This window comes from Arenimonas sp. MALMAid1274, from assembly GCF_049195245.1.
Classification (GTDB): Bacteria; Pseudomonadota; Gammaproteobacteria; order Xanthomonadales; family Xanthomonadaceae; genus Arenimonas.
Window position 1 is genome coordinate 67,961 of record NZ_JBMIRR010000028.1, and the last position, 24,345, is coordinate 92,305.

Sequence of the window (24,345 nt, forward strand, 5' to 3'; positions counted from 1 at the left end):
CATGAAGCTGCTCGCTATCGAAACCAGCACCGAAGCCTGCTCGGTCGCCGTGTACGTGGACGGCGCCGTGCACGCACGGCATGAACTCGCACCGCGTCGCCACACCCAGCTGGTGCTGCCCTGGGCCGACCAGCTGCTGGCCGAGGCCGGGCTGCGCAAGTCTCAGCTGGACGCCATCGCGGTAGGCCGCGGCCCCGGCGCCTTCACCGGTGTCCGCCTGGCCATCGCCCTGGCCCAGGGCCTGGCGCTGGCGCTGGACCGCCCCGTGCTGCCCGTCTCCACGCTGGCCGTGCTGGCGATGCAGGGCCAGGGCCCGCACGTCGTGGCCGCGATCGATGCGCGCATGGGCGAGGTGTACCTGGGCCAGTTCCTTCGCGAGCACGATGGCCTGGTCACCGCGACGTCGGACGAACGCATCCTGCCGCCCGCGCGCGCCGAAGCGCTGGTGCAGCCGCATGCCGGCGTCGGCACCGGCTTCGCCGCCGAACAGGGCGCGCTGGTGACCGCGCTGGGCGCCGCCCTCTCGCATTTCGATGCCGCGGCCCTGCCGCGCGCCGCCGACCTGGCGCGACTGGCCGCCCGCGCCTGGACCCGCGGCGAGGCCGTCGCGCCCGACCACATCGAGCCCGCCTACCTGCGCGACAAGGTCGCACTGACCCTGGTCGAGCAGGGCAAGGCCTGACCGACCGGATCGCTTCCGAGGTAGGCGGCCGGCAGCGCGCCCCGCATAATGTGCCGGCCTCACCGGGAGCAACCTGATGGCCGAAGCCGTTCGCCACGACAAGACCGCGCGCCAGCTTCGCCTGCTGTCGGACGCGCTCGACACCGGCCGCCTCGGCCCGGTGCGTCGCCTGGTGAACACGCTGTCGCCCGCCGAGATCGGCAACCTGCTCGAATCGCTTCCCGCGGCCAAGCGCGGCATCGTCTGGGGCCTGGTCGATCCCGAGGACGACGGCGAAGTGCTGGTGCACGTGGGCGACGACGTCCGCGAAAGCCTGCTGGCCGAAATGGACCCCGACGAAATCGTCGCCGCGGTCGAAGACCTCGACATCGACGACCTCGCCGAACTGGCCGAGGACCTGCCCGACACGGTGATCGAGGAAGTCCTGAAGTCCATGGACCGCGAGAACCGCGAGCGCCTGGAGCAGGTGCTGAGCTACGGCGAGGACACCGCCGGCCGCCTGATGAACCCGGACGTGATCACGGTGCGCACCGACGTCACCGTGGACGTGGTGCTGCGCTACCTGCGCCTGCGCGGCGAGATCCCCGAGCACACCGACCACCTGTTCGTGGTCAGCCGGCGGCACCAGTACCTGGGCCGAGTCGCGATCGCGTCGCTGCTGATCCACGATGCCTCCACGCCCATCAACGAGCTGATCGACGACGAGCAGCCCGCGATCGCGGTGGACACGCCCGACACCGAAGTGGCGACGCAGTTCTCCGACCACGACTGGATCTCGGCGCCGGTGGTGGACGAGAACAACATCCTGCTGGGCCGCATCACCATCGACGACGTGGTGGACATCATCCGCTCCCAGGCCGAGCACCAGGCGCTCAGCGCCGCCGGCGTGGACGAGGAGGAAGACCTGTTCAGCCCGGTGCCGCGCGCATTCCGCCGGCGCGTGGTGTGGCTGGCGATCAACCTGGGCACGGCCTTCCTGGCCTCCAGCGTGGTCGGGCAGTTCCAGGGCACCATCGATCGCCTGGTGGCGCTGGCGGTGCTGATGCCGATCGTGGCCGGCATGGGCGGCAATGCGGGTACCCAGGTGCTGGCGCTGATGGTGCGCGGCCTGGCCCTGGGCCAGGTGGGCGCGTCCAACGTCAATGCGCTGCTGTGGAAGGAGCTGCGCGTATCGATGATGAACGGCGTGCTGATCGGCGGCATCGTCGCGCTGGCCACCTGGCTGTGGTTCGCGGACTGGCAGCTGGCGCTGGTGATCTTCGCGGCGATGGTGATTAACCTGATGTCGGCGGCGCTGGCCGGCGTGCTGGTGCCGATGACGCTCAAGCGCATGCGGCTGGATCCCGCCCTGGCCGGCGGCGTCATCCTGACCACGGTCACCGACGTGATGGGGTTCTTCTCCTTCCTCGGCCTGGCCACGCTGGTGCTGCTGCGCTGACATGGCCACGGTGTTCCTGCACCGCGTGGCGCGACTGCCCAATGCCTGGCTGCTGCTGTCGCTGATCACGCTGGTGGTGCTGTACCCGTTCCTCGAACCCTTCCAGGGCGGCCGCGCCGCCATCGCCGCGTTCGACCTGATGATCCTGTTCTCGGCCCTGCGCGCGGCCCGCGCCACCGGCCCGGAGGCGCGCATCGGCTACGTGCTGGTGTGGCCGGCGATCGCGCTGCACATCGCGGCGGCCTTCTATCCCACGGCCTGGCTGGTGCCGGCGAACCTGGCGACGCAAGCGGCCTTCCACGCCTTCGTGGTGGTCTGCCTGCTGCGCTACATGCTTCGTGACGAAGTGATGACGCTGGACGAACTGTTCGCGGCGGCGGGTCTGTACGTGCTGATGGCCTTCGTGTTCGCCTACCTGTACGCGCTGGTGGAAACCTTTTCGCCGGGCGCGTTTTTCATCAATCCCGCGAACAATCCCGACGGGATGACCCGCTGGTGGGAGCTGCTGTACTTCAGCTTCACCTGCCTGACCAGCGTGGGTTTCGGCGAGATCACGCCGGTCAGCGACCATGCGCGCTCGCTGGTGATGATCCAGCAGATGCTCGGGGTGCTTTACATCGCGCTGGTCATCTCGCGCCTGGTGGCGATGCAGGCCAGCCGCCGCCGCTAATTCGTACCAGGTATGTTTTTATGGGACGTCTGGCGAACACCGGACGCCGCACAAAAACATACCTGGTACGAATTATCCCTTGGGGTCAGTGCGCGCGGGCGGTGGCGTAGTGCACCAGGCCGCGCAGGGCCTGCAGCCAGGGTGACTCCGGCAGGCCGTCCAGCGCCTCGCCGGCCAGTGCGGCGTAGTGCGCGGCGCGCTGCTGGCTGTAGCCGATGCCGCCGGTCTGGCCGATCGCCGCCAGCACTTCGGGCATGGCCGTGGCGTCGCCCGCCTCGACGATGTCGCGCAGGCGCGCCCGCACCGCGTCGCTGCTGTGGGCCATCGCATGGATCAGGGGCAGGGTGGCCTTGCCTTCGGCGAGGTCGTCGCCCAGGTTCTTGCCCAGCGCGCCGGCGTCGGCGGTGTAGTCCAGCACGTCGTCGGCGATCTGGAAGGCCAGCCCGAGGTTCATGCCGAAATCGTGCAGCTGCTGCTGCACCTTCGCAGACGCGCCTGCCTGCAGCGCGCCCAGCCGGGTGGCGGCCGCAAACAGCACCGCCGTCTTGCGTTCGATCACGCGCAGGTAGGCGGCTTCGTCCGTATCGGGGTTGTGCACGTGCAGCAGCTGCAGCACCTCGCCCTCGGCGATCTGGTTGGTGGTGTCGGCCAGCACCTGCATCACCGCCATCGAGTCCAGCTCCACCATCAGCTGGAAGCTGCGTGAATACAGGAAATCGCCCACCAGCACGCTGGGCGCATTGCCCCACAGCGCATTGGCCGTCTTGCGTCCGCGGCGCAGGTCGGACTCGTCCACCACGTCGTCGTGCAGCAGGGTGGAGGTGTGGATGAACTCGATGATGGCCGCCAGCTGGTGCGGACCGGGGCCACCGTGGCCCAGCGCGCGCGCGGCCAACACCACCAGCATCGGCCGCAGGCGCTTGCCGCCGGCGGCGATGATGTGGTCGGAAATCTGGTTGATCAGCACCACGTCCGAGGCCAGCCGGCTGCGGATGAGGCGGTTCACCGCCTCCATGTCGCCGGCGGCGAGCTGCTGGATGTCGGCGATGCCGGGCAGGGAGGTAGCGGTGGCGTAGGCAGGCATGCCGTGATTATAGCGGGTGCCTCGCGGGCATCAGGTGACGCCGTCGGAAAACACCCGGTAGCGCCGCAGGTTCAGCCCGATCTGGTCGCCGGGCCGGGCGGTGGCGCCGGACGTGGCCGGCAGGTCCACCTCCACCGGACGCGCCTGTCCGGCAAGGCTGGCCTCCAGGATCAGGCGCCCGGCCAGCGTGCGCACCTCGGTGACGGTGGCCGCCAGTCCCTGGTCGGCGCCGACCACGTCGATGTCGTGCGGTCGTGCGAACAGCGTGGCGGCGCCCGTTGCCGGCGCAAGCACGGACAGGGGCGCGCGACCCTCGCCGGCCAGGAACTCGCCGTCCTGCACCTGTCCCCGGATCTGGTTGCTGCGACCCAGGAAATCGAACACGAACGGCGTGGCCGGCTCCGCATAGACCTGGTCCGGCGCACCGTCCTGCTCGATGCGTCCGCCGTTCATCACCACCACCCGGTCGGCCAGCTCCAGCGCCTCTTCCTGGTCATGGGTGACGAAGACCGTGGTGAACCCGGTCTCGTCGTGAATCCGGCGCAACCAGCGCCGCAGCTCCACCCGCACCCGGGCATCGAGGGCGCCAAAGGGTTCGTCCAGCAGCAACACGGTGGGCTCGATCGCCATGGCGCGGGCCAGGGCCACGCGCTGCTTCTGGCCGCCCGAGAGCTGGTCGGGCAGGCGGTCGCGCAGCTCCGACATCTGCACCAGCGCCAGCAGGTCACCGACCCGGCGGGTGATGGTGGCCGCATCGGGGCGGGTGGCGCGCGGGCGGCAGCGCAGCCCGAAGGCCACGTTCTCGAACACGCTAAGGTGCGGGAACAGCGCGTAGTGCTGGAACACGAAACCCACGCGCCGCTCGCGCAGCGACAGGCGCGTGGCGTCGCGATCGCCGAACAGCACGCGGCCGCCATCCACCGGCAGCAGGCCGGCGATCAGGCGCAGCAGGGTGGTCTTGCCCGAGCCCGACGGCCCCAACAGGGCCACCAGCTGGCCGGACGGAATCGCCAGGTCGGTGGGATGCAGGGCAGTGGTTGCCTCGAAGCGCTTGGACACGCCTTCGATCCGGATATCCATGCAGAGTCCTCAGTGTGCCCGGGCCCGGCGCGCCAACGCGTCGCCGTGCCGCCATTCCAGCCAGAGCTTCAGTCCCAGCGTCACCAGGGCCAGCAGCGCAAGCAGCGAGGCCACCGCAAAGGCGGCGGCGAAATTGAATTCGTTGTAGAGGATCTCGACCTGCAGCGGCATGGTGTTGGTCAGGCCCCGGATGTGGCCCGACACCACCGACACCGCGCCGAACTCGCCCATGGCCCGCGCATTGCACAGCAGCACGCCGTACAGCAGCGCCCACTTGATGTTGGGCAGCGTGACCCGCCAGAACACGGTCCAGCCGCCGGCGCCCAGCGAGGCGGCGGCCTCCTCCTGGTCGCGGCCCTGCTGCTGCATCAGCGGGATCAGTTCGCGCGCCACGAACGGGAAGGTGATGAAAATGGTGGCCAGCACGATGCCCGGCACCGCGAAGATCACCTTGATCTCGTGCTCGCGCAGCCAGCCGCCGAACCAGCCCTGCGCACCGAACAGCAGCACGAACACCAGGCCCGCCACCACCGGCGACACAGTGAAGGGCAGGTCGATGAAGGTCAGCAGCAGCCGCTTGCCGGGAAAGCTGAACTTGGTGATGGCCCACGCCGCCACGACACCGAACACCGCATTGGCCGGCACGCTGATCGCGGCCACCAGCAGGGTCAGCCGGATCGCGGCGCGGGTATCGGCTTCGGTCACCGCCGCCAGGTAGGCCTGCCAGCCCTGGCGCAGCGCTTCGACGATCACCACCGCCAGCGGCAGCAGCACCAGCCCGCCCAGCAGCAGCAGGGCCAGTGCTATCAGGCCCCGGCGCACCCAGGCCGGCTCGGCCGTGGGGTCGCGGAAGGCTTCAGTCCTGCTGTCCACGGGCCAGCCTCCTCTGCAGCAGGTTGAGCAGGAACAGCAGCACGAAGGACACCGCCAGCATCAGCGCCGCCACGGCGGTCGCGCCGTCGTAGTTGAATTCCTCCAGCCGGATCACGATCAGCAGCGGCGCGATCTCGGACACGTACGGCAGGTTGCCGGCGATGAAGATCACCGAGCCGTACTCGCCCACGCCGCGGGCGAAGGCCAGCGAGAACCCGGTCACCATCGCCGGCAGCACCTGCGGCAGCACCACGCGCCACAGCGTGGTGTAGCGGCGCGCGCCCAGCGACGCGGCCGCTTCCTCGTGCTCGCGGTGCAGTGCCTCCAGCACGGGCTGCACCGTGCGCACGGTGAAGGGCAAGCCGATGAACACCAGCGCCACCACGATGCCCAGCGGCGCATAGGCCACCTTCAATCCCAGCGGCTCCAGGAACTGGCCGATCCAGCCGTTGCCCGCGTACAGCGCCGTGAGCGCGATGCCCGCCACCGCGGTGGGCAGCGCGAACGGGAGATCCACGATCGCATCGGCCAGCGCATGCCCCGGGAAGCGGTAGCGCACCAGCACCCAAGCGATCAGGGCGCCGGCGACGACGTTGAACAGCGCCGCCGCCAGCGCCGTGCCGAAGCTCAGCTTCAGCGCCAGCAGCACGCGTTCGTCCGACAGCACCCGCCACCAGCCGTCCAGCCCCAGGCCTGCCGCATTCCAGACCAGGGCTGTGAGCGGCAGCAGCACGATCAGGCCCAGCCAGGCCAGGCTCAGGCCCATCGTCAGGCCGAAGCCCGGCAGCGGGCCGGCGACGGTGAACGGGCGGGTGGCGGCGAAGGCCATCAGCTCATCGTCCCGCGCGGTAGATCTGGTCGAAGGTGCCGCCGTCATCGAAGTGCAGCGCCTGCGCCTTCTTCCAGCCGCCGAACGCGTTGTCGATGGTCACCAGGGGCACCTTGGGGAAGGCCGCCAATGCCGACGGGTCGACCAGCGAGGGCAGGGCCGGACGGTAATGGTGCTTGGCCGCCAGGCGCTGGCCGCGTTCGGTGTACAGGAATTCCAGATAGGCCTGTGCGACCTCGCGCGTGCCGCGGCGATCCACCACCTTGTCCACCACCGCCACCGGCGGCTCGGCCAGGATGCTCAGGCTGGGCACGACGATTTCGAAGCCGTCGCCGCCCGCTTCGGCCAGCGACAGGTGCGCCTCGTTCTCCCAGGCCAGCAGCACGTCGCCGATGCCGCGGTTGACGAAGGTCGTGGTCGAGCCGCGCGCACCTGTGTCGAGCACCGGAACGTTCTTGAACAACTTCGCCAGGTAATCGAGCACCTTTTCGCCGCTGCCGCCGTACTCCTTGCTGGCCCAGGCCCAGGCGGCCAGGTAGTTCCAGCGTGCACCGCCGGAGGTCTTCGGGTTCGGCGTGATCACGGCCACGCCCGGCCGGGCCAGGTCGCCCCAGTCGCGGATGCCCTTGGGATTCCCCTTGCGCACCAGGAACACGATGGTGGACGTGTAGGGCGTGCTGTTGTGCGGCAGCCGGGTCTGCCAGTTGGCCGGCAGCAGCTTGGCCTTGTCCGCAATGGCATCGATGTCGAAGGCCAGCGCCAGCGTCACCACGTCGGCCTCCAGGCCGTCGATGACCGAGCGGGCTTGCTTGCCCGAGCCGCCGTGCGAGGCCTGGATGGTCAGCGTGTCGCCGGTCCGCGCCTTCCAGTCGGCGGCGAATTCGGCGTTGAGCTCGGAATAGAACTCGCGCGTCGGGTCGTAGGACACGTTGAGCAGGGTGATGTCCTTGGCCGCGGACAGGCCGCTGGCCAGGGCCAGGCTGGCCAGCGCCAGCGTCTTGGTGAATCGGTTCATGGTCATGGGCTCCGTAGTGTTGTCAGAAGGCAAGCTGCAGGCGCGTGAAGACGGTGCTTTCGTCTTCCCGGTCCGCGCCACCGGCGGCACCACCGTCGAAACTCGCGCGGGTGTGGTTAAGAACAAGTTTGAGGTTGCTGTTCAGGTACCAGTTCAGGCCCAGGCCCCAGGCCGTGGCGCGCGAGGCCGAGGCATTGGGGTCGGCGTAAAGACCGAAGGCGTCGTCGTCGACGTCCAGCTCGCCATAGCGGGCCACCAGCTCGAACGCACCCCAGCCTTCGCCGCCCACCGTGTAGGGACGGCTGGGCTTGACCACGCCGCGGTAGCCCGCGTCCTCGCCGGTGAGCACCCAGCTGCCGGTGAGCTGCCAGGCATCATGCGACAGCTCGGTGCGCGAGGCCGGGTTGCCGGCCAGCGCGACTTCCTGCTCCGACCGGATCGCCTCGGCCTGCAGGCCGAAGGCATTGCGGTAGTAGAACGCCTGCGGGGAGATCCGCGTGTGTCGCCCGTCCGCAAGCACGGTGGCGCGATAGTTGAAGAAGACGTTCTGTCCCGGTGTGCGGTAGCGCGGCAGGAAACTGTTGCCGGCGCCCTGCTTGTCGCCCACGCTGCCGGCCAGGCCGAAGCCCAGGCCAGACAAGGCATTGGCATCGTTCTTCCACGGTTCGAAGAACAGCCGGCCCGCGAATTCCAGTTCGCCGTCGGGATCGGTGGTCGGCGCATCGCGGCCATCCGGGGCGCCGTTGAAGACGCCGGCGGCGTAGCTCACGCGGCCCTGGGCCAGCTCGCCCTGCAGCTGCGCACCCAGGTCGCGGTTGGGCGCCAGCTCGGTCGGGAAGCCGCGTTCGATCAGGGCGATCGCGCCGCCCGACTGCAGGCGCTCCAGGCCGACCGGCCCCTTGAGCTTGCCCACGCGCAGCGTGTAGCGCGGATCGAACTTCACGTCCACGTAGGCATCGACGATGGTGGCGCTGTCGCCCGCGAACTCCGGCGTCAGCCGGAAACCGATCAGCGGACCGAGCGAACCTTCGAAGCTGGGGCGGATGCGGCGGAACAGGAAGCCGTCGTTGAAGGCCGGGGCATCGTCGCCCAGGAAGGCGCGATGGTCGGCCTGCACCAGGCCCTTGAAGCGGATTTCGTAATCGCCCTTGGGCGTATTCACCGACAGGCCCTTGTCGCCGACGGCGACCACCGGGGTGCTGGTGGCGCGCGTGACGGCCTCTTCCTGCTGGATCTCCAGCTGGCGCTCGAGGATGCGCAGCCGCTGGTCCAGCGCGGCGACCGGGTCGGTGCCGGCGGGTACCGGCTCGCCACCCGTGCCCAGGCGCTGTTCCAGCAGGCGCAGGCGTTCGGAAAGCGCCTGCAGGGTCGCCTGTTCTGAGGCGGGTTCGGCGGCGCTGACGGCGCCTGCCGCGAGCAGGGCCGCAAACAGCAAGGTTCGATGTGGCATGGGGACTCCTTGGAATTGGATGGGCATGGAGCCTCCAGCGGTCTGGTCGGCGGACGGAGGGGCCGGGCGCTCAGCGCGCGCCGGCGACGGGTGCGGACAGGTCCGGGTCGAGCTTCACTTTTTCGGTGCGGACCACCTGGACGATGCGCGACTGGTGCAGCACCACCTCCACGCTGCCGTAGGGCGTGGCGCGCAGGGCTTCGAGCACGGCCTGTTCCTGAGGACTGACGGCGGCGGGCGGGACGGGACTCACGGGCTTGCGGGGATCCATGGGGCCTCCTCGGGGGTCGGGTCGGATTGAGGGTCAGGCCGTGCCAGCAGCGCGCTGTCGCGGGCGAACTGGGCCAGGCTGCGGCGGTCGATCACCTGCGACATCGCCTCCCGCACCTCGCCCATCAGCAGGCGCACGGCGCAGCGGCCGGGGTCGGGGCAGTCATCGCAGGGCCGGTAGGCGGTGAGGCTGGCGCAGCGGATCGGGGCGATCGGGCCGTCCACCACCCGCACCACCTCGCCCACGGTCAGGGTTTCCGGGTCGCGGGCCAGGCGGTGGCCGCCCTGGATGCCGCGCCGGCTCTCGACCAGGCCGGCGTTGCGCAGTTCCACCAGGATCGCCTCCAGGAACTTGGCGGGCACGCTGGCGTCCTGGGCGATGCGGCGCGCCTGCAGCTGCCCGGGCAGGTGCTGGGCGAGCAGGGACAGGGCCCGGAGGGCGTATTTGGCTTTCATGGACAACATAATTCCGACCAAACCTATGGGGATTGGCCCGGCGCCACTACTGAAGCCTCGCAATCACTTGATTCCGGGAGGGAATGAGGGGTTCTCCGACCCGGTCCTGCAGGAATTCCGGCTGGCCGGGCCTGCCGGACCCGGGGCAGGGTGAGCTGGCTATAATCCCCAGTCGGCCCCCCGAACCCACCCCATTCAAGGAAGCGCCATGGCCCGCGGCATCAACAAAGTCATCCTGGTCGGCAACCTCGGCAACGACCCCGAGGTGCGCTACGCCCAGTCCGGCAGCGCCATCACCACCATTTCCGTGGCCACCAGCGAGAGCTGGAAGGACAAGGACGGCAACCAGCAGGAACGCACCGAGTGGCACCGGGTCAAGGCGTTCGGCCGCCTGGCCGAGATCATGGGCGAGTACCTGAAGAAGGGTCGCCAGGTCTACATCGAGGGCAGCCTGCGCACCGAGAAGTACACCGACAAGAACGGCGTCGAGAAGTACGCCACCGACATCATCGCCGACGAGATGCAGATGCTGGGCGGCATGGGTGAAGGCGGCGGCGGTGGCCAGCGGGGCGGCGGCGAGCGCAGCGAGCGCGCCCCGCGTCCGTCCGGCGGTGGCGGCGGCGACCGCGACCGCAGCGGCCCGCGCGGCGGCGGCGACTACGGTTCGCGCTCCGGCGGCGGCTCCGCGCCTCCCTCTTCGCGCAACGACGATCCGTTCCCGGACGACGACATCCCGTTCTGATCCGGCGTCGTCCTTCCAGAAACCAACCAGGGGCGCGGCCCCGGAGCAAGAATGCAGACTTGGCTAGTGACCGGCGGTGCCGGCTTTATCGGCGGTAACTTCGTGCTCGAGGCGGTGCGCTCGGGTGTTCGCGTCGTCAATCTCGATGCCCTGACCTATGCGGGCAACCTCGACACGCTGTCGTCGCTGGAAGGCCACCCGGGCCACGTGTTCGTGCAGGGCGACATCGGCGATGGCGCCCTGGTGTCGCGCCTGCTGGCCGAACACCGGCCCACGGCGGTGGTGAACTTCGCCGCCGAAAGCCACGTCGACCGCTCCATCGACGGCCCGGCGGCGTTCGTGCAGACCAACGTGGTCGGCACCCTGGCCCTGCTCGAAGCGGTGCGCGACTACTGGCGCAGCCTGGAAGGCACCGCCCGCGACGGATTCCGCTTCCTGCACGTGTCCACCGACGAGGTCTACGGCTCGCTGGGTGACGAAGGCAAGTTCACCGAGACCACGCCCTACGCGCCCAATTCGCCGTACTCGGCGTCCAAGGCCGCGTCCGACCACCTGGTCCGTGCCTTCCACCACACCTACGGGCTGCCGGTGCTGACCACCAACTGCTCGAACAACTACGGTCCGTTCCAGTTCCCGGAAAAGCTCATCCCGCTGATCATCCAGAAGGCGCTGGCCGGCGAACCGCTGCCGGTCTACGGCGACGGCCGCAACGTGCGCGACTGGCTGTTCGTCCAGGACCACTGCTCGGCCATCCGGCGCGTGCTGGAAGCCGGCCGTGTCGGCGAGACCTACAACGTCGGCGGCGAAGCCGAGCGCCAGAACATCGAGGTCGTGAAGACGCTTTGCGCCCTGATCGACGCGCGCCGCCCGCGCGAGGACGGCAAGCCGCGCGAATCTCAGATCACCTTCGTGAAGGACCGCCCGGGCCACGACCGCCGCTACGCCATCGACGCCGGCAAGATCCGCAGCGAGCTGGGCTGGTCGCCGGCGATGGACTTCGAGCAGGGCATGGCGGCCACGGTCGACTGGTACCTGGCCAACGCCGACTGGGTGTCGCGCGTGCTGGACGGCAGCTACCGGCTGGAACGCATCGGGCAGGAGTCCTGACATGGCGCGCAAGGGCATCATCCTGGCCGGCGGCTCCGGCACCCGGCTGTATCCGATCACCCAGTGCGTCAGCAAGCAGCTGCTGCCGGTGTACGACAAGCCGATGATCTACTACCCGCTCAGCGTGCTGATGCTGGCGGGCATCAAGGAAGTGCTGATCATCAACACCCCGCACGAGCAGGAGCTGTTCAAGCGCCTGCTCGGCGATGGCTCGCAGTGGGGCATGAAGATCGAATACGCGGCCCAGCCCAGTCCCGACGGCCTGGCCCAGGCCTTCCTGATCGGCCGCGACTTCCTGGCCGGCCAGCCCAGCTGCCTGGTGCTGGGCGACAACATCTTCCACGGCACCGGCCTGACCGACCTGCTGCAGCGCGCCGATGCGCGCCAGCAGGGCGCCACGGTGTTCGGCTACTGGGTCAGCGACCCGGAACGCTATGGCGTGGCCGAGTTCGACGCCGACGGCAAGGTGGTGGGACTGGAGGAAAAGCCGCTCAAGCCCAAATCCAACTACGCCGTCACCGGCCTGTATTTCTACGATGGCCGCGCCAGCGATTTCGCAGCCTCGCTAAAGCCGTCGCCGCGCGGCGAGCTGGAGATCACCGATCTCAACCAGTGTTACCTCGACGAAGGCCAGCTGCACCTGGAGCAGCTGGGCCGCGGCTACGCCTGGCTCGACACCGGCACCCACCAGTCACTGCTGGAAGCCTCCAACTTCATCGAAACCATCGAAGCGCGCCAGGGCCTGCGCGTGTGCTGCCCCGAGGAAATCGCCTGGGGTAATGGCTGGATCGACGACGCCCAGCTGCAGGCGCTGGCCAAGCCGCTGGCCAAGAATGGCTACGGCCAGTACCTGCTGTCGCTGGCCGCGCGTGGGGTGGTGCGTTGAAGGTGGTCCCGACCCCGCTGCCGGGGTGCGTGATCATCGAGCCGGCGGTGTTCGGCGACGCCCGCGGTTTTTTCTATGAAGGCTGGAACAAGGCCCGCTTCGCCGAACACGGCATGCACTTCGACTTCGTGCAGAGCAACGTCTCGTCCTCGTCGCGCGGCGTGCTGCGCGGCCTGCACTACCAGTGGCCCAAGCCGCAGGGCAAGTTCGTCAGCGTGCTCGAGGGTGAAGTGTTCGACGTGGCCGTGGACATCCGGCGTGGTTCGCCCACCTTCGGGCGCTCGACGGCGGTGCTGCTGTCGGCCGAGAACAAGCGGCACTTCTGGATTCCCGAGGGCTTCGCGCACGGCTTCGTCGTGCTGTCGGAGCGTGCGCTCTTCAGCTACCTCGTCACCGCGCCCTATGACAAGGCCGCCGACGCCGGCATCCGCTGGAATGACGCCAGCCTGGGCATCGACTGGCCGGTGAGTGCGCCGCAGCTGTCCGACAAGGATGCGGTCGCGCCGTTCCTGGCCGATGTTCCGGCCGAGCGGCTGCCCGTCTACGCCGCATGAGGATCCTGCTGCTGGGCGCCAACGGCCAGGTCGGCCATGCCTTGCGCCGCAGCCTAGCGCCGCTGGGCGAGGTGCTACCCATCACGCGCAGCGGCCAGTTGCCCGATGGCGGCGCCTGCCTCGTCGCGGACCTGGCCGACCCGGCGTCACTGCCAGGCCTGGTCGCCGGCGTGGCGCCGGACCTGGTGGTCAACGCCGGCGCCTACACGGCTGTCGACCGCGCCGAGGACGAGCCCGCGCTGGCGATGCGCGTCAACGCCGAGGCGCCCGCCGCGCTCGCCGCGGCCTGCGCCCGGGCCGGCATCGGCCTCGTGCATTTTTCCACCGACTACGTGTTCGACGGTACCGGTACGCGCCCGTACCGCGAGGACGATCCGGTGGCGCCGCTGGGCGTGTACGGGACCAGCAAATGGGCGGGCGAGCAGGCCGTGCGCGAAAGCGGTGCGGCCCACAAGATTTTCCGGCTGTGCTGGGTCTACGGTCCGCGCGGCGGCAACTTCCTGCTGACCATGCTGCGCCTGGCGCGTGAACGCCCGGTGCTGCGCGTGGTGTCCGACCAGATCGGCGCACCGACCGCGGCGCCACGCATCGCGAGTGCCGTCGCGGAGGCGCTGCGCGCCCAGCCCGGCCTGTCCGGCACCTGGCACCTGTCGGCCCAGGGCGAGACCAGCTGGCATGCCTTTGCCCAGGAAATCTTCCGGGAAAGCGTGGCGCGGGGGCTGCTCGACAAGGCGCCGGAGGTCGAGGCCATCCGCACCGACCAATACCCGACCCGCGCGCGCCGGCCGGCCTATTCGCACCTGGACACCGGCCGCTTCCGCCGTGACTTCGGCAAGGACATCGGCGACTGGCGCGAGGGACTCCAGGACGTGCTGGCAGAGCTTGCAGGCCAGGCGCCCGCCCCCTAATCTCCCTGCGACATCGTCCTTGGGGAAGGGAATGAAAACCGCACTGATCCTGCTGGGCCTTGCGGCCGGCAGCGCCGTCGCCGCCGAACTGCCGCCGATCGAGGACTTCATGCGTCCCTCGACCTACAGCAGCGCGCAGATTTCGCCATCGGGCAAGTACCTGGGCATCATCGTCGACCGCGGCGAGCAGGACGTGCTCACCGTGCTTCGCATGTCGGACCTCGGCCTGGTGCACGTCAACCAGTTGCCCGACGAGAAGAGCGTCGCCGGCTTCGAATGGGTGGGCGACGAGCGCCTGATCTTCACGGCCACGCGCAAGGTCGGCAATTTCGCGCCGCCCTCGTCCACCGGCGAGTGGTTCGCGGTGAATGCCGACGGCAGCCTGCCGCGGCCCGTGATCCACTACGGCGCGCGCACCGCCGGCGAGCGCGACAAGGCCGTGGGCAATGAAAGCTACAGCCTGATGGACCCGCTGGAGGACGATCCGCGCAATGTGCTGATGATCGCCACCTACCCGCGCTCGAAGGACGGCGCGGGCACCGCGCTGGTGCTGGTCGACACGGTGTCGGGCGACCGCAAGACCCTGCTGCGCGCGCCCAGCGAGAACTGCAGCCTGACCCTGGACGAGAAGAAGGAGGCGCGCTACGCGCTCTGCTTCGGTGACGAGGACGAGCAGGGCCGCTACGACACCGTCAGCGAGCTCTACCGCCGCGAGGCCGACGGCAAGTGGACCCTTGTCAACAAGTCCGGCCAGTCGGGCCAGCAGCTGAGCGTGGCCGGCACCAGCGTGGACGGGACGCTTTACGCCTTCCAGGACGACCGCAAGGGTCCGGCCGCGTTCGGCACCATCGATCGTGCCACGGGCAAGTTCACGCCGCTGTTCCAGGACAAGGTCGCCGAAGTCTCCATGCTGGTGACCTCGCCCACCGACGACACCGTGCTGGCGGTCGGCACCGAAGCCGGCGCGCCGCGCATCGAGCTGATCGACGAGCAGCACCCCGACACCGAGCTGTATGCCTCGCTGTCGGCGGCGTTCCCGGGCCAGCTGGTGAATTTCTCCAGCGCCACCCGCGACGGCAAGCAGTTCATCGTCTCGGTCTACAGTGACCGCAATCCGGGCGAGCTCTATCTCTACGACCGCGACACCGCCAAGGCCCGCTTCCTGCTCAAGCGGCGTGGCTGGATCGATCCGTCGCGTTCGGCCAGCGTCCGCCCGTTCTCCTTCACCTCGCGCGATGGCCTGCTGATCCACGGCTACGTGACCCTGCCCGCGGGTTCGACCGGCAAGAACCTGCCGCTGATCGTCAATCCGCACGGCGGCCCCATGGGTCCGCGCGACAACTGGGGCTACAACACCGAAGTGCAGATGCTGGCCAGCCGCGGCTATGCGGTGCTGCAGGTCAACTACCGCGGCTCCGGCGGCTTCGGCAAGGCCTTCCAGGACATGGCCTACGGGCAGTGGGCCACTGGCATCATGAACGACGTGATCGATGCGACGCACTGGGCGATCAAGCAGGGCATCGCCGACGCCGAGCGCGTGTGCATCTACGGCGCCAGCTTCGGCGGCTACTCGTCCATGATGGCGCCGGCGCGCGAGCCCGACCTGTACAAGTGCGCCTTCGGCTACGTCGGCAACTACAGCGCCGCCATCCAGATCAAGCTCAGCGATACCAGCAAGAGCGAGTCCGGCATGCGCTACCTGATGCGTGCCTACGGCAGCACCAAGGCCGAGCAGGACGCGATGTCGCCGATCAACCACGTCGACAAGATCACGCTGCCGGTGTTCCTTGCCGCGGGTGCCCGCGATCCGCGCTGCCCGCCCGAGCACACCGAGGCGATGTACGCGGCGCTGGAGAAGGCCGGCAACAAGCCCGAGGGCATGATCGTGCAGTCGGGCGAGATGCACGGCTTCTACAAGCTCGAGAACCAGGTGAACCTGTACACCCAGATGCTGGCCTTCTTCGGTCGCCACATCGGTGGCACGGTGGAGGTGGGCAAGCCTAGCGCCGAGGTGGCCAGCACCGGCGGGCGCTGATCACCCGCCGCCGATTCGCCCGGATCGAATGCCCGGGCGAATCCGCGGCACCTTGCACTTTCCGGGCGCGGCGCAGGGGCCTACCATGGGGCTTGGTCCCCAGAGGTGTTTGCCATGGCTCCGCGTCCGCTCCTGATCGCCCTGCTCGTCCCCCTGCTGCTCCCCGTCGCCGCGCAGGCGGCCAAACCCTTCGACGCCCGCGACCTGGTCACGCTCGACCGCGTGTCCGCGCCGACGCTGTCGCCGGACGGACGCAAGCTGGTGGTGGCGGTACGCGAGGCCGACTTCGAGGCCAACCGGGCCAGCACCGGGCTCTGGATCGAGGACCTGTACGCGCGCGATGCCGCGCCGCCGGTGCGTTTCACCGCCGAAGGCTTCAACGTCAACAGCCCGGCGTTTTCGCCCGACGGCTCGCAGGTTTATTTCCTCTCGTCCAAGTCCGGCTCGCAGCAGCTCTGGAAGCAGGCGGTAGCCGGCGGCGACGCGGTGCAGGTCAGCGACTATCCGCTGGACGTGGGCAGCTACAAGGTGTCGCCCGACGGTCGCGCGGTGGCGCTGAGCTTCGAGGTCTTCACCGACTGCGCCGACCTGGCCTGCACCAAGTCGCGCCTGGGCGCGACGGCGGCGAGCAAGGCCAGCGGCAGGGTTTACGACAGCCTGCTCGTGCGCCATTGGGACACCTGGGCCGATGGCCGGCGCAACCAGCTCTTCGTCGCCACCCTGGGCGAGGGCGGCCGCGCCGATGCGGCGCCGGTGCGCATCAGCACGGGCACCGTCGGCGACGTGCCGACCAAGCCCTTCGGCGATGCCTCCGAATACACCTGGTCGCCCGACGGCCAGTCGCTGGTCTACACCCAGCGTGCCGGTGACCGCGGCGAGGCCTGGTCCACCAATACCGACCTCTGGCAGGCCTGGGTGCGCGCGCGCCGCGCACCGCGCAACCTCACCGCCGGCAATCCGGCGCAGGACACCGGCCCGGTGTTCAGCGCCGACGGCAAGACCCTTTACTACCGCGCGATGAAGCGGCCCGGCTTCGAGGCCGACCGCCTCGCACTGATGGCGATGGACCTGGGCAGCGGCACCGCCCGCGAGATCGCGCCCGACTGGGACCGCTCGGCCGACGGCATCGCGCTGTCCGCCGACGGCAAGGCCATCTACACCCAGGCCTACGATGTCGGCACCCATCCCCTGTTCGCGGTGGACATCGCTACCGGCGGCGTGCGCAAGGTGCTGTCCGGCGGCACCATCGGCGCTTTCGACCTGCGCGGCGACACGCTGGCCTACACCCGCGACAACCTCAAGTCGCCGGCGCAGGCCTTCGTCGCGCGCGCCGACGGCAGCAATGAGCGCCAGATCACGCAGGCCAATGCCGACGTGCTGAACAACCTGGCCTTCGGCGACTACGAGCAGTTCAGCTTCAAGGGCTGGAATGACGAAACCGTGCACGGCTACGTGGTAAAGCCGGCCAACTTCGAGCCGGGCAAGCAGTATCCGGTCGCCTTCCTGATCCATGGCGGCCCGCAGGGCAGCTTCGGCGACAACTTCCACTACCGCTGGAACCCGCAGACCTATGCGGGCGCCGGCTTCGCGGTGGTGATGATCGATTTCCACGGTTCGGTCGGCTATGGCCAGGCGTTCACCGATGCGATCTCGCAGCACTGGGGCGACCGCCCGCTGGAAGACCTGCAGAAGGGCTGGGCCGCGGCCCAGGCCAAGTACACCTTCCTCGATGGCGACCGCGCCTGCGCGCTGGGCGGCAGCTACGGCGGCTACATGGTGGCCTGGATCGCCGGCAACTGGCCGGACGGCTTCAAGTGCCTGGTCAACCACGCCGGCGTGGTGGACACCCGCATCATGGGCTTCAACACCGAAGAGCTGTGGTTCACCGAATGGGAAAACGGCGGCACGCCGGTGCAGGTGCCGGAGAACTACGAGCGCTTCAATCCCATCAGGCATGTCGGCAACTGGAAGTCGCCGATGCTGGTCATCCACGGCCAGCTCGACTACCGCGTGCTGGTGGAGCAGGGACTGGCCAGCTTCTCGGCGGCCCAGCGCCAGGGCGTCGAAAGCCAGCTGCTGTATTTCCCCGACGAGAACCACTGGATCCTCAAGCCGCACAACAGCGTGCTCTGGCACGACACGGTCAACGCCTGGCTCAAGCGCTGGACCGCGGAGTGAGCTGATGGCGGGCGACGGCCTCGATCTCGACCGGCTGCGCAAGGGCTGCGCGCAGTGCTCGCTGCAGGTGCTGTGCCTGCCGGCGGGCATCGACGACGGCGAGCTGCGGCAGCTGGACGAGATCGTGCGCACGCGCCGGCCGCTGGATCCGGGCGAAAGCCTGTTCCGCGCCGGCGAAAGCCTGGGCTCGCTCTACGTCGCGCGCGAGGGAGCCTTCAAGACCCTGGCCACCAATGAAGAGGGCGAGACCCAGGTGATCGGTTTCCACCTGCCGGGCGAGCTGATGGGCCTGGATGCGCTGGGCAGCGGGCGCCACGCCTGCGATTCGGAAGCGCTTACTCGGGCCACGGTCTGCGAGATCCCGCTGTCGCAGCTCGAGTCGGTCTGCCAGCAGCTGCCGGGCCTGCAGCACCAGCTGCTGCGCATCATCGGCCAGGGCATCAACCGCGACCAGTCGCACATGGAAATGCTGGGCCGCCGGCAGGCGCCGGAGCGCATGGCGATGTTCCTGCACGGCCTGTCCGAACGCTACCGGCTGCTGGGCCGTCCGGCCGACATGTTCCTGCTGCCGATGAGCCGCGAGGACATCGCCAGCTTCCTGGGCATGGTGATCGAAACGGTGAGCCGCACCCTGACCAAGCTGCAGGACGACGGTGTGATTTCGGTGCGCGGCCGCCAGCTGCGGATCCTGGATCACACGCGGCTGGACGCCATCGTGCACTCGCCGGCGCGCACGTCCGGCACGCGCGCGGGCTGAGCCCGCTACAGCGACCGGCAGCCCAGCGCCTGCAGCGCCGCGTGCAGCGCCGGCATCCTTGCCAGCCACGGACCGGCCAGCGTCAGCAGGCCCGCGATCGCCACCAGCAGCGCACCGGCGATGCGCCAGCGCCGTTCGCGCACCAGGCCGCCGAGCCGCGCACCGCTCCACGTCAGCGGCACCATCGTGGCCAGCGTGCCCAGGCCGAAGGCCAGCATCAGCAGCGCACCGTGCAGCGCGCTGGCCTCCAGCCAGGCCGCGGCCAGCAGGGTGGTGGACAGCCCGCAGGGCAGCCAGCCCCAGAACAGGCCCATGACCCAAGGCCGCAGCGGGCCCGCCGCCGGCACCACGCGCGCCTGCACGGGCCGCAACAGGCGCCAGAACCAGGCCGCGCCGCGCGCCAGGAAACCCAGGCGCGCCGGCCACAGCAGTCGCGCCGCCACCAGCAGCAGCACCGCGCCCAGGCCGACGCGAAGTGCTGCTGCCAGGCCTTCGATACGCGCGACCGACAACAGGCCACTGCCGAGGCCGCCGACCAGCGCACCGGCCAGCGTGTAGCCGAGCACGCGCCCGCCGTTGAGCGCGAAGGCCGACCCCAGGCTGGGCCGCGCCAGCGTGCCGGCCAGGCCGGTGGCGATGCCGCCGCACATCGCGGCGCAGTGCAGGCCGCCCAGCAGGCCGGCCAGCAGCGCCGCCGTCAGCGTCAGCAGGTCAACGGGCATGGCTCAGGTGCCGGGCTCAGGCATCGTCCGCGCGCCGGGGCGCGGGCCGCTCGTCGTCGCCGAGAATGTCGAGCGACGGCGTGTCCAGGTCGTCGAACTGGCCGCGGCGCACCGCCCACAGGAAGGCGCCTATGGCGAGCATCAGCAGCACCAGCGAGATCGGGATCAGCGCAAGCAGGATGTTCATGGCTCGGCTCCGTCGCCGCGGCCCAGCCGCAGCGCATTCGCGGTGACCACCAGAGAGGACGTGGCCATGCCCAGCGCCGCCAGGCCCGGCGTGACCCAGCCCAGGGCTGCGAACGGCAGCGCCAGCAGATTGTAGGCCAGGGCCCAGGCCAGGTTCTGGCGCACGATGCGCCGGCAGCGGCGTGCCAGCCGCAGCGTCTGCGGCACCCTCGCCAGCGACGATCCAGTGAGCACGACGTCGGCGGCGCGGTGGGCCAGCGGCGCGCCGTCGGCCATTGCCATCGAGGCATCGGCGCCGGCCAGCACCGGCGCGTCGTTGATGCCGTCGCCCAGCATCAGCACGCGATGGCCCGCGGCCTGCAGCGCACGCACGCGGGCCAGCTTGCCTTCCGGGGACTGGCGGGCCGCGTAGTCGTCCACCTGCAGTAGCGCCGCGACGCGCGCGACTTCCTCGTGGCCGTCGCCGCTGAGGATGAGCGGCGTCACGCCGAGTGCCCGCAACGCGGCCACGGTGGCCTCAGCATCGGGACGCAGCGCGTCGCGCAGCGTGAAGCGCGCAAAGGCCTGGCGGCCGTCGCCGAGCCACAGCGCGCCGTCATCACCGCTTCCGGTGGCAAAGGGCGCGTGGCCGAGCCGATAAGCGCGGTTCGCGACCAGGCCGGACACGCCCTGGCTGGCGACCACCTGCATCGATGCCGCTGGTGCGACGCCGGGACGCGCGAACGCGGCCGCGATCGGATGGCCCGCCGCCTGCTCAAGCGCGGCCGCGACCTGCAGCCAGGGTTCGGGGTCGCCGCCGTCGGTCGCGCGCGCGGACGCCAGCTGCGGCCGGCCCAGGGTCAGGGTGCCGGTCTTGTCGAACACCACGGTGTCCACGCGGGCCAGCGACTCCAGCGCATCGGGCGACAGCGCCAGCACGCCGCGCCGCGCCAGGCTGGCATGCGCGCTGGTCAGCGCGGCCGGTACCGCCAGCGACAGGGCGCAGGGGCAGCTGACCACCAGCACCGCCAAGGCGATCTCGAACGCGCGCTCCGGCGCGACCTGCAGCCAGGCCACGTACACGCCGATCGCCACGGCGAACAGGCCGAGCACGAAGCGCATCGCCACCGCATCGGCCAGCCGCGCCAGGCGCGGGCGCTGCGCCTGGGCCTGCCCCACCGCGCGCGCCAGCTGCGACAGCCGCGTCTGGCTGCCGGTGTGCCGCACGCGCAGTAGCGCGACGCGGTCCCGGCAGACGCTGCCGGCATACAGCGCATCGCCGCGCTGCTTGGGCACGGGCACGGACTCACCGGTGAGCAGCGATTCGTCGAACGCCGCCGCGCTGTCCACCAGTTCGCCGTCGGCCGGCACCCCGTCGCCGGCGGCGACCTGCACCAGGTCGCCCGGCGCGAGCGACATCACCGGTACCTGCTCGCGCCTGCCGTCGGCCAGGCGCCAGGCCAGGGCCGGCTGCGCGCGCGCCAGCGTGTCCAGGCGCGCGCTGGCCTGGCGCCGCGCCATCAGCTCGAGGAAGCGCGCGGCCAGCAGGAACAGCACGAACATCACCGCCGCGTCGAACCACACGTGTGCGCCGCCGCGCAGCGTCTCCACCAGGCTGGCGCCGTACGCCAGCAGCACCGAGGTCGCCACCAGGGTGTCCATGCCGGGCCGAAGCCAGCGCAGTTCGCGCGCCATGCCGGCGAGGAACGGCCAGCCCGACCAGAACACCACCGGCGTGGACACCAGGAAGGTGATCCAGCGGAAGAAGTCGCGCGTGGCCAGCGACATTTCGCCGGCGGTGTCCAGGTACAGGGCCTCGGCGAACATCATGGTCTGGGTGGCGCCCAGCACCGCCACGCCCAGGCGCGCGATCAGCCGGTTGCGTTCGCCGCGGCGCTCGCGTTCGGCAAGTTCGCCCTGCGCCAGGTGCGGCCGGTAGCCCAGCGCCGCCAAGCGGGCCAGGATGCGCGACAGCGGCGCCTGCGTGGGCTGCCAGGCGATGCGCACGCGTCCGGTGACAGCGTTGGCGCCGACGTCGCGCACCCCGGGCTCGTGCAGCAGGGCGCGGTCGATCAGCCAGGCGCAGGCGGCGCAGCGCATGCCTTCCACCACCACCGTGATTTCACGACCGTCCGCCACCGCGACGGCGTGCCCCGCCTGCACGTCGTCGCGGTCCCAGGCCAGGTAATCGTCGGCGTCGGCCTGCACGCGCGGACCCTCGGCCGCGCGCAGGCGGTAGTAGTCGCCCAGGCCGGCATCACGGATCCAGCGCGCGGCGGCGCCGCAGCCTTCGCAGCAGACGGCCCGGTCGGTGCCGTCGATGCTGACGCGGGTGGACGGGTGACCGAGCGCCTGCCCGCAGTGGAAGCAGGTTTCGATCCGGGCGCGGTTCATGGCGCGGCGACGGCGGGCGTCATCGCCACGCTGGCATCGCCGGGCCAGTAGCGGCCGACCAGGCGCCAGCTGCCGTCGGCGGCGACCAGCTGCAGCTGCCAGGCATGGCGGCCGGCCAGCGTCGGCGGCGCGCGCCAGCCCTGGGATCCTGGCGCCAGCGCCAGCTCGCGGTCGAGGGCGGATTCGAGCGGGTGCACCAGGCGCAGGATCGGCGCGACCGGACCCGACGAAGGAAGTACGACCACCGTCGTGGCGTCCGCGCTGAGTTCGATACGCGCGCTGAGGCCACGCGCGGCCGCGGCCTCGTCGGCGGCCAGCGAGGCCTCCTGCATCTGCGCCGTGCGCTGCACTCGGTCGGGGTGGCTGTCGGTGGCGCGCGTGCCGGCCGCCAGCCAGAGCGTGTACACGCCGGCGGCCACCGTGAGCAGGGGAATGCCCAGTACCAGCCAAAGCACGGGGTTGTCGCGCCATCGCACGCGGGGGAAGACTTCCTTCATCACGGCGGCCCGAAGAAGCGGGTCTGTTCCTGCACTTCGATGCCGGCGTCGCTGGCCACCACGATCGTGATGTCGGCGCCGCCCCGCACCTGGCCGGCCGGAACCCGCAGCGTGACCGGCACCGTCAGCACTTCTTCCGCGCGCGCCAGGTGCTCGGCGCCCGCTTCCACCAGCGCCACGCCTTGTGCCCCCTGAACTGACACGCGGAACACGTGCGCGGTCCGGTCCTTGTTGACGATCCGCAGCGTATAGGCATTTTCGATGCTGCCGTCGTCGGCGATGCGATACAGCGCGTTTCGGTCGCGCATCACGTCCAGCAGCAGCGGCGTGCGCGACGCGATGCCGACCGCGAAGCCGGTGAAGATCGCCACCAGCAGGGCCCCATAGATGATCACGCGCGGGCGGATGATGCGGCTGGGTTTGCCTTCCAGCGCGTTTTGCGTGGTGTTTCGCACCAGGCCACGCGGATAACCGAGCTTGTCCATCACCGAATCGCAGGCGTCCACGCAGGCGCCGCAGGCGATGCACTCGTACTGCAGGCCATTGCGGATGTCGATGCCGGTGGGGCAGACCTGCACGCACAGGGTGCAGTCGATGCAGTCGCCCAGGTCCTCGGGGGAGTCCACCGCCGGCGGCGGGGGCAGGCCGCGCTGTTCGTCCACCACCAGCCCGGTGGTGGCGCGGGCGCCGGCGCGCAGGTCGGCGGCGCTGCGGTGCTGGGCCGCATGCACCACCGCGCTGGTGGCCACGTCCAGCGACAGCAGACCCCGCGCGCGCGCCAGCACGCTGGCGAGCTGGCTCTTGCGGCGCGGGCCGCGGGGTTCGCCGCGCATCGGGTCGTAGGCGACGATCAGGGTGTTGCGGTCGAACATGGCGCTCTGGAAGCGCGCGTACGGGCACATGTACTTGCACACCTGCTCGCGCAGCACGCCGGCGTTGCCCCAGGTGGCCAGCGAGTAGAACAGCACCCAGAACAGTTCCCAACCACCCCATTCGAAAGGAGACAGGCGAGCGGCCAGGTCGCGGATCGGCGTGAAGTAGCCCACGAAGGTGAAGCCGGTCCACAGCGCGAACGACAGCCAGAGCACGTGCTTGGCGGCCTTGCGCAGGATCTTCGCGCGCGACCACGGGGCCGCGTCCAGCTTCATGCGCCGGGCGCGGTCACCCTCGGTCCAGCGCTCCATCCAGAGGAAGACTTCCGTCCACACCGTCTGAGGGCAGGCGTACCCGCACCACAGCCGCCCCGCCAGCGCGGTGAAGAAGAACAGCGACAGCGCGGCCATGATCAGCATCAGGGCCAGGTAGAAGAAATCCTGCGGCCAGAAGCTCAGTCCAAACACATAGAAGCGGCGTGCCGGCAGGTCGAACAGCACCGCCTGGCGACCGTCCCAGCCCAGCCAGGCGAAGCCGTAGTACATGCCCAGCAGCCAGATCACGGCGGCCTTGCGCAGGCGCTGGAAGCGACCGTCCTGCTCGCGCGGGTAGACCTTGCGCTCGGAAACGTACAGCGCCACCTCGTCCACCAGGTCCACCGGGATCGGCCGGGTCATGCC

The 24,345-nt window shown here is 70.1% G+C and carries 24 protein-coding genes; 11 read left to right on the forward strand and 13 right to left on the reverse strand.

Annotated features, from left to right (window positions below; genetic code table 11):
* Position 1 precedes the first annotated feature (1 nt).
* The 3 genes from tsaB (at position 2) to ACOQFR_RS15095 (ending at position 2,790) form a co-directional block, all read left to right on the forward strand.
* Positions 2-682: a tRNA (adenosine(37)-N6)-threonylcarbamoyltransferase complex dimerization subunit type 1 TsaB gene (gene tsaB / locus ACOQFR_RS15085; protein WP_421383419.1), complete on the forward strand. Its 681-nt coding sequence runs from the start codon at positions 2-4 to the stop codon at positions 680-682.
* A 76-nt stretch (positions 683-758) separates the two neighbouring features.
* Entirely contained in the window at positions 759-2,120 is a 1,362-nt protein-coding gene (gene mgtE, locus ACOQFR_RS15090) for a magnesium transporter (protein ID WP_421383421.1), read from the forward strand.
* A 1-nt stretch (position 2,121) separates the two neighbouring features.
* Positions 2,122-2,790, forward strand: coding sequence for a potassium channel family protein (locus ACOQFR_RS15095; protein ID WP_421383423.1), 669 nt, complete (start codon positions 2,122-2,124; stop codon positions 2,788-2,790).
* 85 nt (positions 2,791-2,875) lie between these two features.
* On the opposite strand, the gene ACOQFR_RS15100 is transcribed toward ACOQFR_RS15095, so the two are convergent.
* From ACOQFR_RS15100 to ACOQFR_RS15135, 8 genes are all read right to left on the reverse strand, one after another.
* A complete protein-coding gene (locus ACOQFR_RS15100) occupies positions 2,876-3,874 on the reverse strand; it encodes a polyprenyl synthetase family protein (protein WP_421383425.1) in 999 nt (332 codons plus the stop codon).
* Positions 3,875-3,904: 30 nt separating this feature from the next.
* Complete coding sequence (locus tag ACOQFR_RS15105; protein ID WP_421383427.1) at positions 3,905-4,954, reverse strand: sulfate/molybdate ABC transporter ATP-binding protein; 1,050 nt, start codon at positions 4,952-4,954, stop codon at positions 3,905-3,907.
* A 9-nt stretch (positions 4,955-4,963) separates the two neighbouring features.
* Positions 4,964-5,827, reverse strand: a complete 864-nt coding sequence (cysW, locus tag ACOQFR_RS15110) for a sulfate ABC transporter permease subunit CysW (RefSeq protein WP_421383429.1) — start codon at positions 5,825-5,827, stop codon at positions 4,964-4,966.
* Positions 5,811-6,656, reverse strand: a complete 846-nt coding sequence (gene cysT / locus ACOQFR_RS15115; RefSeq protein ID WP_421383431.1) for a sulfate ABC transporter permease subunit CysT — start codon at positions 6,654-6,656, stop codon at positions 5,811-5,813. The genes cysW and cysT overlap by 17 nt, the downstream gene beginning before the upstream one ends.
* A gap of 4 nt (positions 6,657-6,660) precedes the next feature.
* Positions 6,661-7,677, reverse strand: a complete 1,017-nt coding sequence (locus tag ACOQFR_RS15120; protein WP_421383433.1) for a sulfate ABC transporter substrate-binding protein — start codon at positions 7,675-7,677, stop codon at positions 6,661-6,663.
* Positions 7,678-7,693: 16 nt separating this feature from the next.
* Positions 7,694-9,121, reverse strand: coding sequence for an OprO/OprP family phosphate-selective porin (locus ACOQFR_RS15125; protein WP_421383435.1), 1,428 nt, complete (start codon positions 9,119-9,121; stop codon positions 7,694-7,696).
* 70 nt (positions 9,122-9,191) lie between these two features.
* Positions 9,192-9,392, reverse strand: coding sequence for a DUF2292 domain-containing protein (locus ACOQFR_RS15130; protein ID WP_421383437.1), 201 nt, complete (start codon positions 9,390-9,392; stop codon positions 9,192-9,194).
* Positions 9,371-9,847, reverse strand: a complete 477-nt coding sequence (locus ACOQFR_RS15135; protein ID WP_421383439.1) for an RrF2 family transcriptional regulator — start codon at positions 9,845-9,847, stop codon at positions 9,371-9,373. The genes ACOQFR_RS15130 and ACOQFR_RS15135 overlap by 22 nt, the downstream gene beginning before the upstream one ends.
* 208 nt (positions 9,848-10,055) lie before the next feature.
* On the opposite strand from ACOQFR_RS15135, the gene ssb reads away from it, so the two are divergent.
* The 8 genes from ssb to ACOQFR_RS15175 all read left to right on the forward strand — a co-directional run bounded on the left by ssb (position 10,056) and on the right by ACOQFR_RS15175 (position 19,014).
* Positions 10,056-10,589, forward strand: a complete 534-nt coding sequence (gene ssb, locus ACOQFR_RS15140; RefSeq protein WP_421383441.1) for a single-stranded DNA-binding protein — start codon at positions 10,056-10,058, stop codon at positions 10,587-10,589.
* A gap of 51 nt (positions 10,590-10,640) precedes the next feature.
* Positions 10,641-11,696, forward strand: coding sequence for a dTDP-glucose 4,6-dehydratase (gene rfbB / locus ACOQFR_RS15145; RefSeq protein WP_421383443.1), 1,056 nt, complete (start codon positions 10,641-10,643; stop codon positions 11,694-11,696).
* Position 11,697: 1 nt separating this feature from the next.
* Entirely contained in the window at positions 11,698-12,582 is an 885-nt protein-coding gene (gene rfbA / locus ACOQFR_RS15150; RefSeq protein WP_421383445.1) for a glucose-1-phosphate thymidylyltransferase RfbA, read from the forward strand.
* Positions 12,579-13,136, forward strand: a complete 558-nt coding sequence (gene rfbC, locus ACOQFR_RS15155; RefSeq protein ID WP_421383447.1) for a dTDP-4-dehydrorhamnose 3,5-epimerase — start codon at positions 12,579-12,581, stop codon at positions 13,134-13,136. Before rfbA ends, rfbC begins: the two co-directional genes overlap by 4 nt.
* Positions 13,133-14,044: a dTDP-4-dehydrorhamnose reductase gene (gene rfbD, locus ACOQFR_RS15160; RefSeq protein WP_421383449.1), complete on the forward strand. Its 912-nt coding sequence runs from the start codon at positions 13,133-13,135 to the stop codon at positions 14,042-14,044. The genes rfbC and rfbD overlap by 4 nt, the downstream gene beginning before the upstream one ends.
* A gap of 31 nt (positions 14,045-14,075) precedes the next feature.
* On the forward strand, positions 14,076-16,079 hold the full coding sequence (locus ACOQFR_RS15165) for an alpha/beta hydrolase family protein (protein ID WP_421383451.1): 2,004 nt from the start codon (positions 14,076-14,078) through the stop codon (positions 16,077-16,079).
* Positions 16,080-16,193: 114 nt separating this feature from the next.
* Positions 16,194-18,257, forward strand: coding sequence for a prolyl oligopeptidase family serine peptidase (locus tag ACOQFR_RS15170; protein WP_421383453.1), 2,064 nt, complete (start codon positions 16,194-16,196; stop codon positions 18,255-18,257).
* 4 nt (positions 18,258-18,261) lie between these two features.
* On the forward strand, positions 18,262-19,014 hold the full coding sequence (locus ACOQFR_RS15175; protein WP_421383455.1) for a helix-turn-helix domain-containing protein: 753 nt from the start codon (positions 18,262-18,264) through the stop codon (positions 19,012-19,014).
* 5 nt (positions 19,015-19,019) lie between these two features.
* On the opposite strand, the gene ACOQFR_RS15180 is transcribed toward ACOQFR_RS15175, so the two are convergent.
* From ACOQFR_RS15180 to ACOQFR_RS15200, 5 genes are read right to left on the reverse strand one after another with little or no spacing between them, the layout of a single operon-like run.
* Entirely contained in the window at positions 19,020-19,736 is a 717-nt protein-coding gene (locus ACOQFR_RS15180; protein WP_421383457.1) for a sulfite exporter TauE/SafE family protein, read from the reverse strand.
* Positions 19,737-19,752: 16 nt separating this feature from the next.
* Positions 19,753-19,923, reverse strand: coding sequence for a cbb3-type cytochrome oxidase assembly protein CcoS (gene ccoS, locus ACOQFR_RS15185; RefSeq protein WP_421383459.1), 171 nt, complete (start codon positions 19,921-19,923; stop codon positions 19,753-19,755).
* The gene (locus ACOQFR_RS15190) at positions 19,920-22,295 is read right to left on the reverse strand and encodes a heavy metal translocating P-type ATPase (protein ID WP_421383461.1); all 2,376 of its coding nucleotides are present in this window, start codon (positions 22,293-22,295) and stop codon (positions 19,920-19,922) included. Before ACOQFR_RS15190 ends, ccoS begins: the two co-directional genes overlap by 4 nt.
* Positions 22,292-22,792: a FixH family protein gene (locus ACOQFR_RS15195; protein WP_421383463.1), complete on the reverse strand. Its 501-nt coding sequence runs from the start codon at positions 22,790-22,792 to the stop codon at positions 22,292-22,294. Before ACOQFR_RS15195 ends, ACOQFR_RS15190 begins: the two co-directional genes overlap by 4 nt.
* Complete coding sequence (locus ACOQFR_RS15200) at positions 22,792-24,342, reverse strand: 4Fe-4S dicluster domain-containing protein (protein ID WP_421383465.1); 1,551 nt, start codon at positions 24,340-24,342, stop codon at positions 22,792-22,794. The genes ACOQFR_RS15195 and ACOQFR_RS15200 overlap by 1 nt, the downstream gene beginning before the upstream one ends.
* Between the last annotated feature and the right edge of the window lie 3 nt (positions 24,343-24,345).

Bases quoted from the DNA above. Each gene is read 5' to 3' on its own strand.
- tsaB (WP_421383419.1), top strand. From the start codon at position 2: ATGAAGCTGCTCGCTATCGAAACCAGCACCGAAGCCTGCTCGGTCGCC.
- mgtE (WP_421383421.1), top strand. From the start codon at position 759: ATGGCCGAAGCCGTTCGCCACGACAAGACCGCGCGCCAGCTTCGCCTG.
- ACOQFR_RS15095 (WP_421383423.1), top strand. From the start codon at position 2,122: ATGGCCACGGTGTTCCTGCACCGCGTGGCGCGACTGCCCAATGCCTGG.
- ACOQFR_RS15100 (WP_421383425.1), bottom strand. From the start codon at position 3,874: ATGCCTGCCTACGCCACCGCTACCTCCCTGCCCGGCATCGCCGACATC.
- ACOQFR_RS15105 (WP_421383427.1), bottom strand. From the start codon at position 4,954: ATGGATATCCGGATCGAAGGCGTGTCCAAGCGCTTCGAGGCAACCACT.
- cysT (WP_421383431.1), bottom strand. From the start codon at position 6,656: ATGGCCTTCGCCGCCACCCGCCCGTTCACCGTCGCCGGCCCGCTGCCG.
- ACOQFR_RS15120 (WP_421383433.1), bottom strand. From the start codon at position 7,677: ATGACCATGAACCGATTCACCAAGACGCTGGCGCTGGCCAGCCTGGCC.
- ACOQFR_RS15125 (WP_421383435.1), bottom strand. From the start codon at position 9,121: ATGCCACATCGAACCTTGCTGTTTGCGGCCCTGCTCGCGGCAGGCGCC.
- ACOQFR_RS15130 (WP_421383437.1), bottom strand. From the start codon at position 9,392: ATGGATCCCCGCAAGCCCGTGAGTCCCGTCCCGCCCGCCGCCGTCAGT.
- ACOQFR_RS15135 (WP_421383439.1), bottom strand. From the start codon at position 9,847: ATGAAAGCCAAATACGCCCTCCGGGCCCTGTCCCTGCTCGCCCAGCAC.
- ssb (WP_421383441.1), top strand. From the start codon at position 10,056: ATGGCCCGCGGCATCAACAAAGTCATCCTGGTCGGCAACCTCGGCAAC.
- rfbB (WP_421383443.1), top strand. From the start codon at position 10,641: ATGCAGACTTGGCTAGTGACCGGCGGTGCCGGCTTTATCGGCGGTAAC.
- rfbA (WP_421383445.1), top strand. From the start codon at position 11,698: ATGGCGCGCAAGGGCATCATCCTGGCCGGCGGCTCCGGCACCCGGCTG.
- rfbD (WP_421383449.1), top strand. From the start codon at position 13,133: ATGAGGATCCTGCTGCTGGGCGCCAACGGCCAGGTCGGCCATGCCTTG.
- ACOQFR_RS15165 (WP_421383451.1), top strand. From the start codon at position 14,076: ATGAAAACCGCACTGATCCTGCTGGGCCTTGCGGCCGGCAGCGCCGTC.
- ACOQFR_RS15170 (WP_421383453.1), top strand. From the start codon at position 16,194: ATGGCTCCGCGTCCGCTCCTGATCGCCCTGCTCGTCCCCCTGCTGCTC.
- ACOQFR_RS15175 (WP_421383455.1), top strand. From the start codon at position 18,262: ATGGCGGGCGACGGCCTCGATCTCGACCGGCTGCGCAAGGGCTGCGCG.
- ACOQFR_RS15180 (WP_421383457.1), bottom strand. From the start codon at position 19,736: ATGCCCGTTGACCTGCTGACGCTGACGGCGGCGCTGCTGGCCGGCCTG.
- ccoS (WP_421383459.1), bottom strand. From the start codon at position 19,923: ATGAACATCCTGCTTGCGCTGATCCCGATCTCGCTGGTGCTGCTGATG.
- ACOQFR_RS15190 (WP_421383461.1), bottom strand. From the start codon at position 22,295: ATGAACCGCGCCCGGATCGAAACCTGCTTCCACTGCGGGCAGGCGCTC.
- ACOQFR_RS15195 (WP_421383463.1), bottom strand. From the start codon at position 22,792: ATGAAGGAAGTCTTCCCCCGCGTGCGATGGCGCGACAACCCCGTGCTT.
- ACOQFR_RS15200 (WP_421383465.1), bottom strand. From the start codon at position 24,342: ATGACCCGGCCGATCCCGGTGGACCTGGTGGACGAGGTGGCGCTGTAC.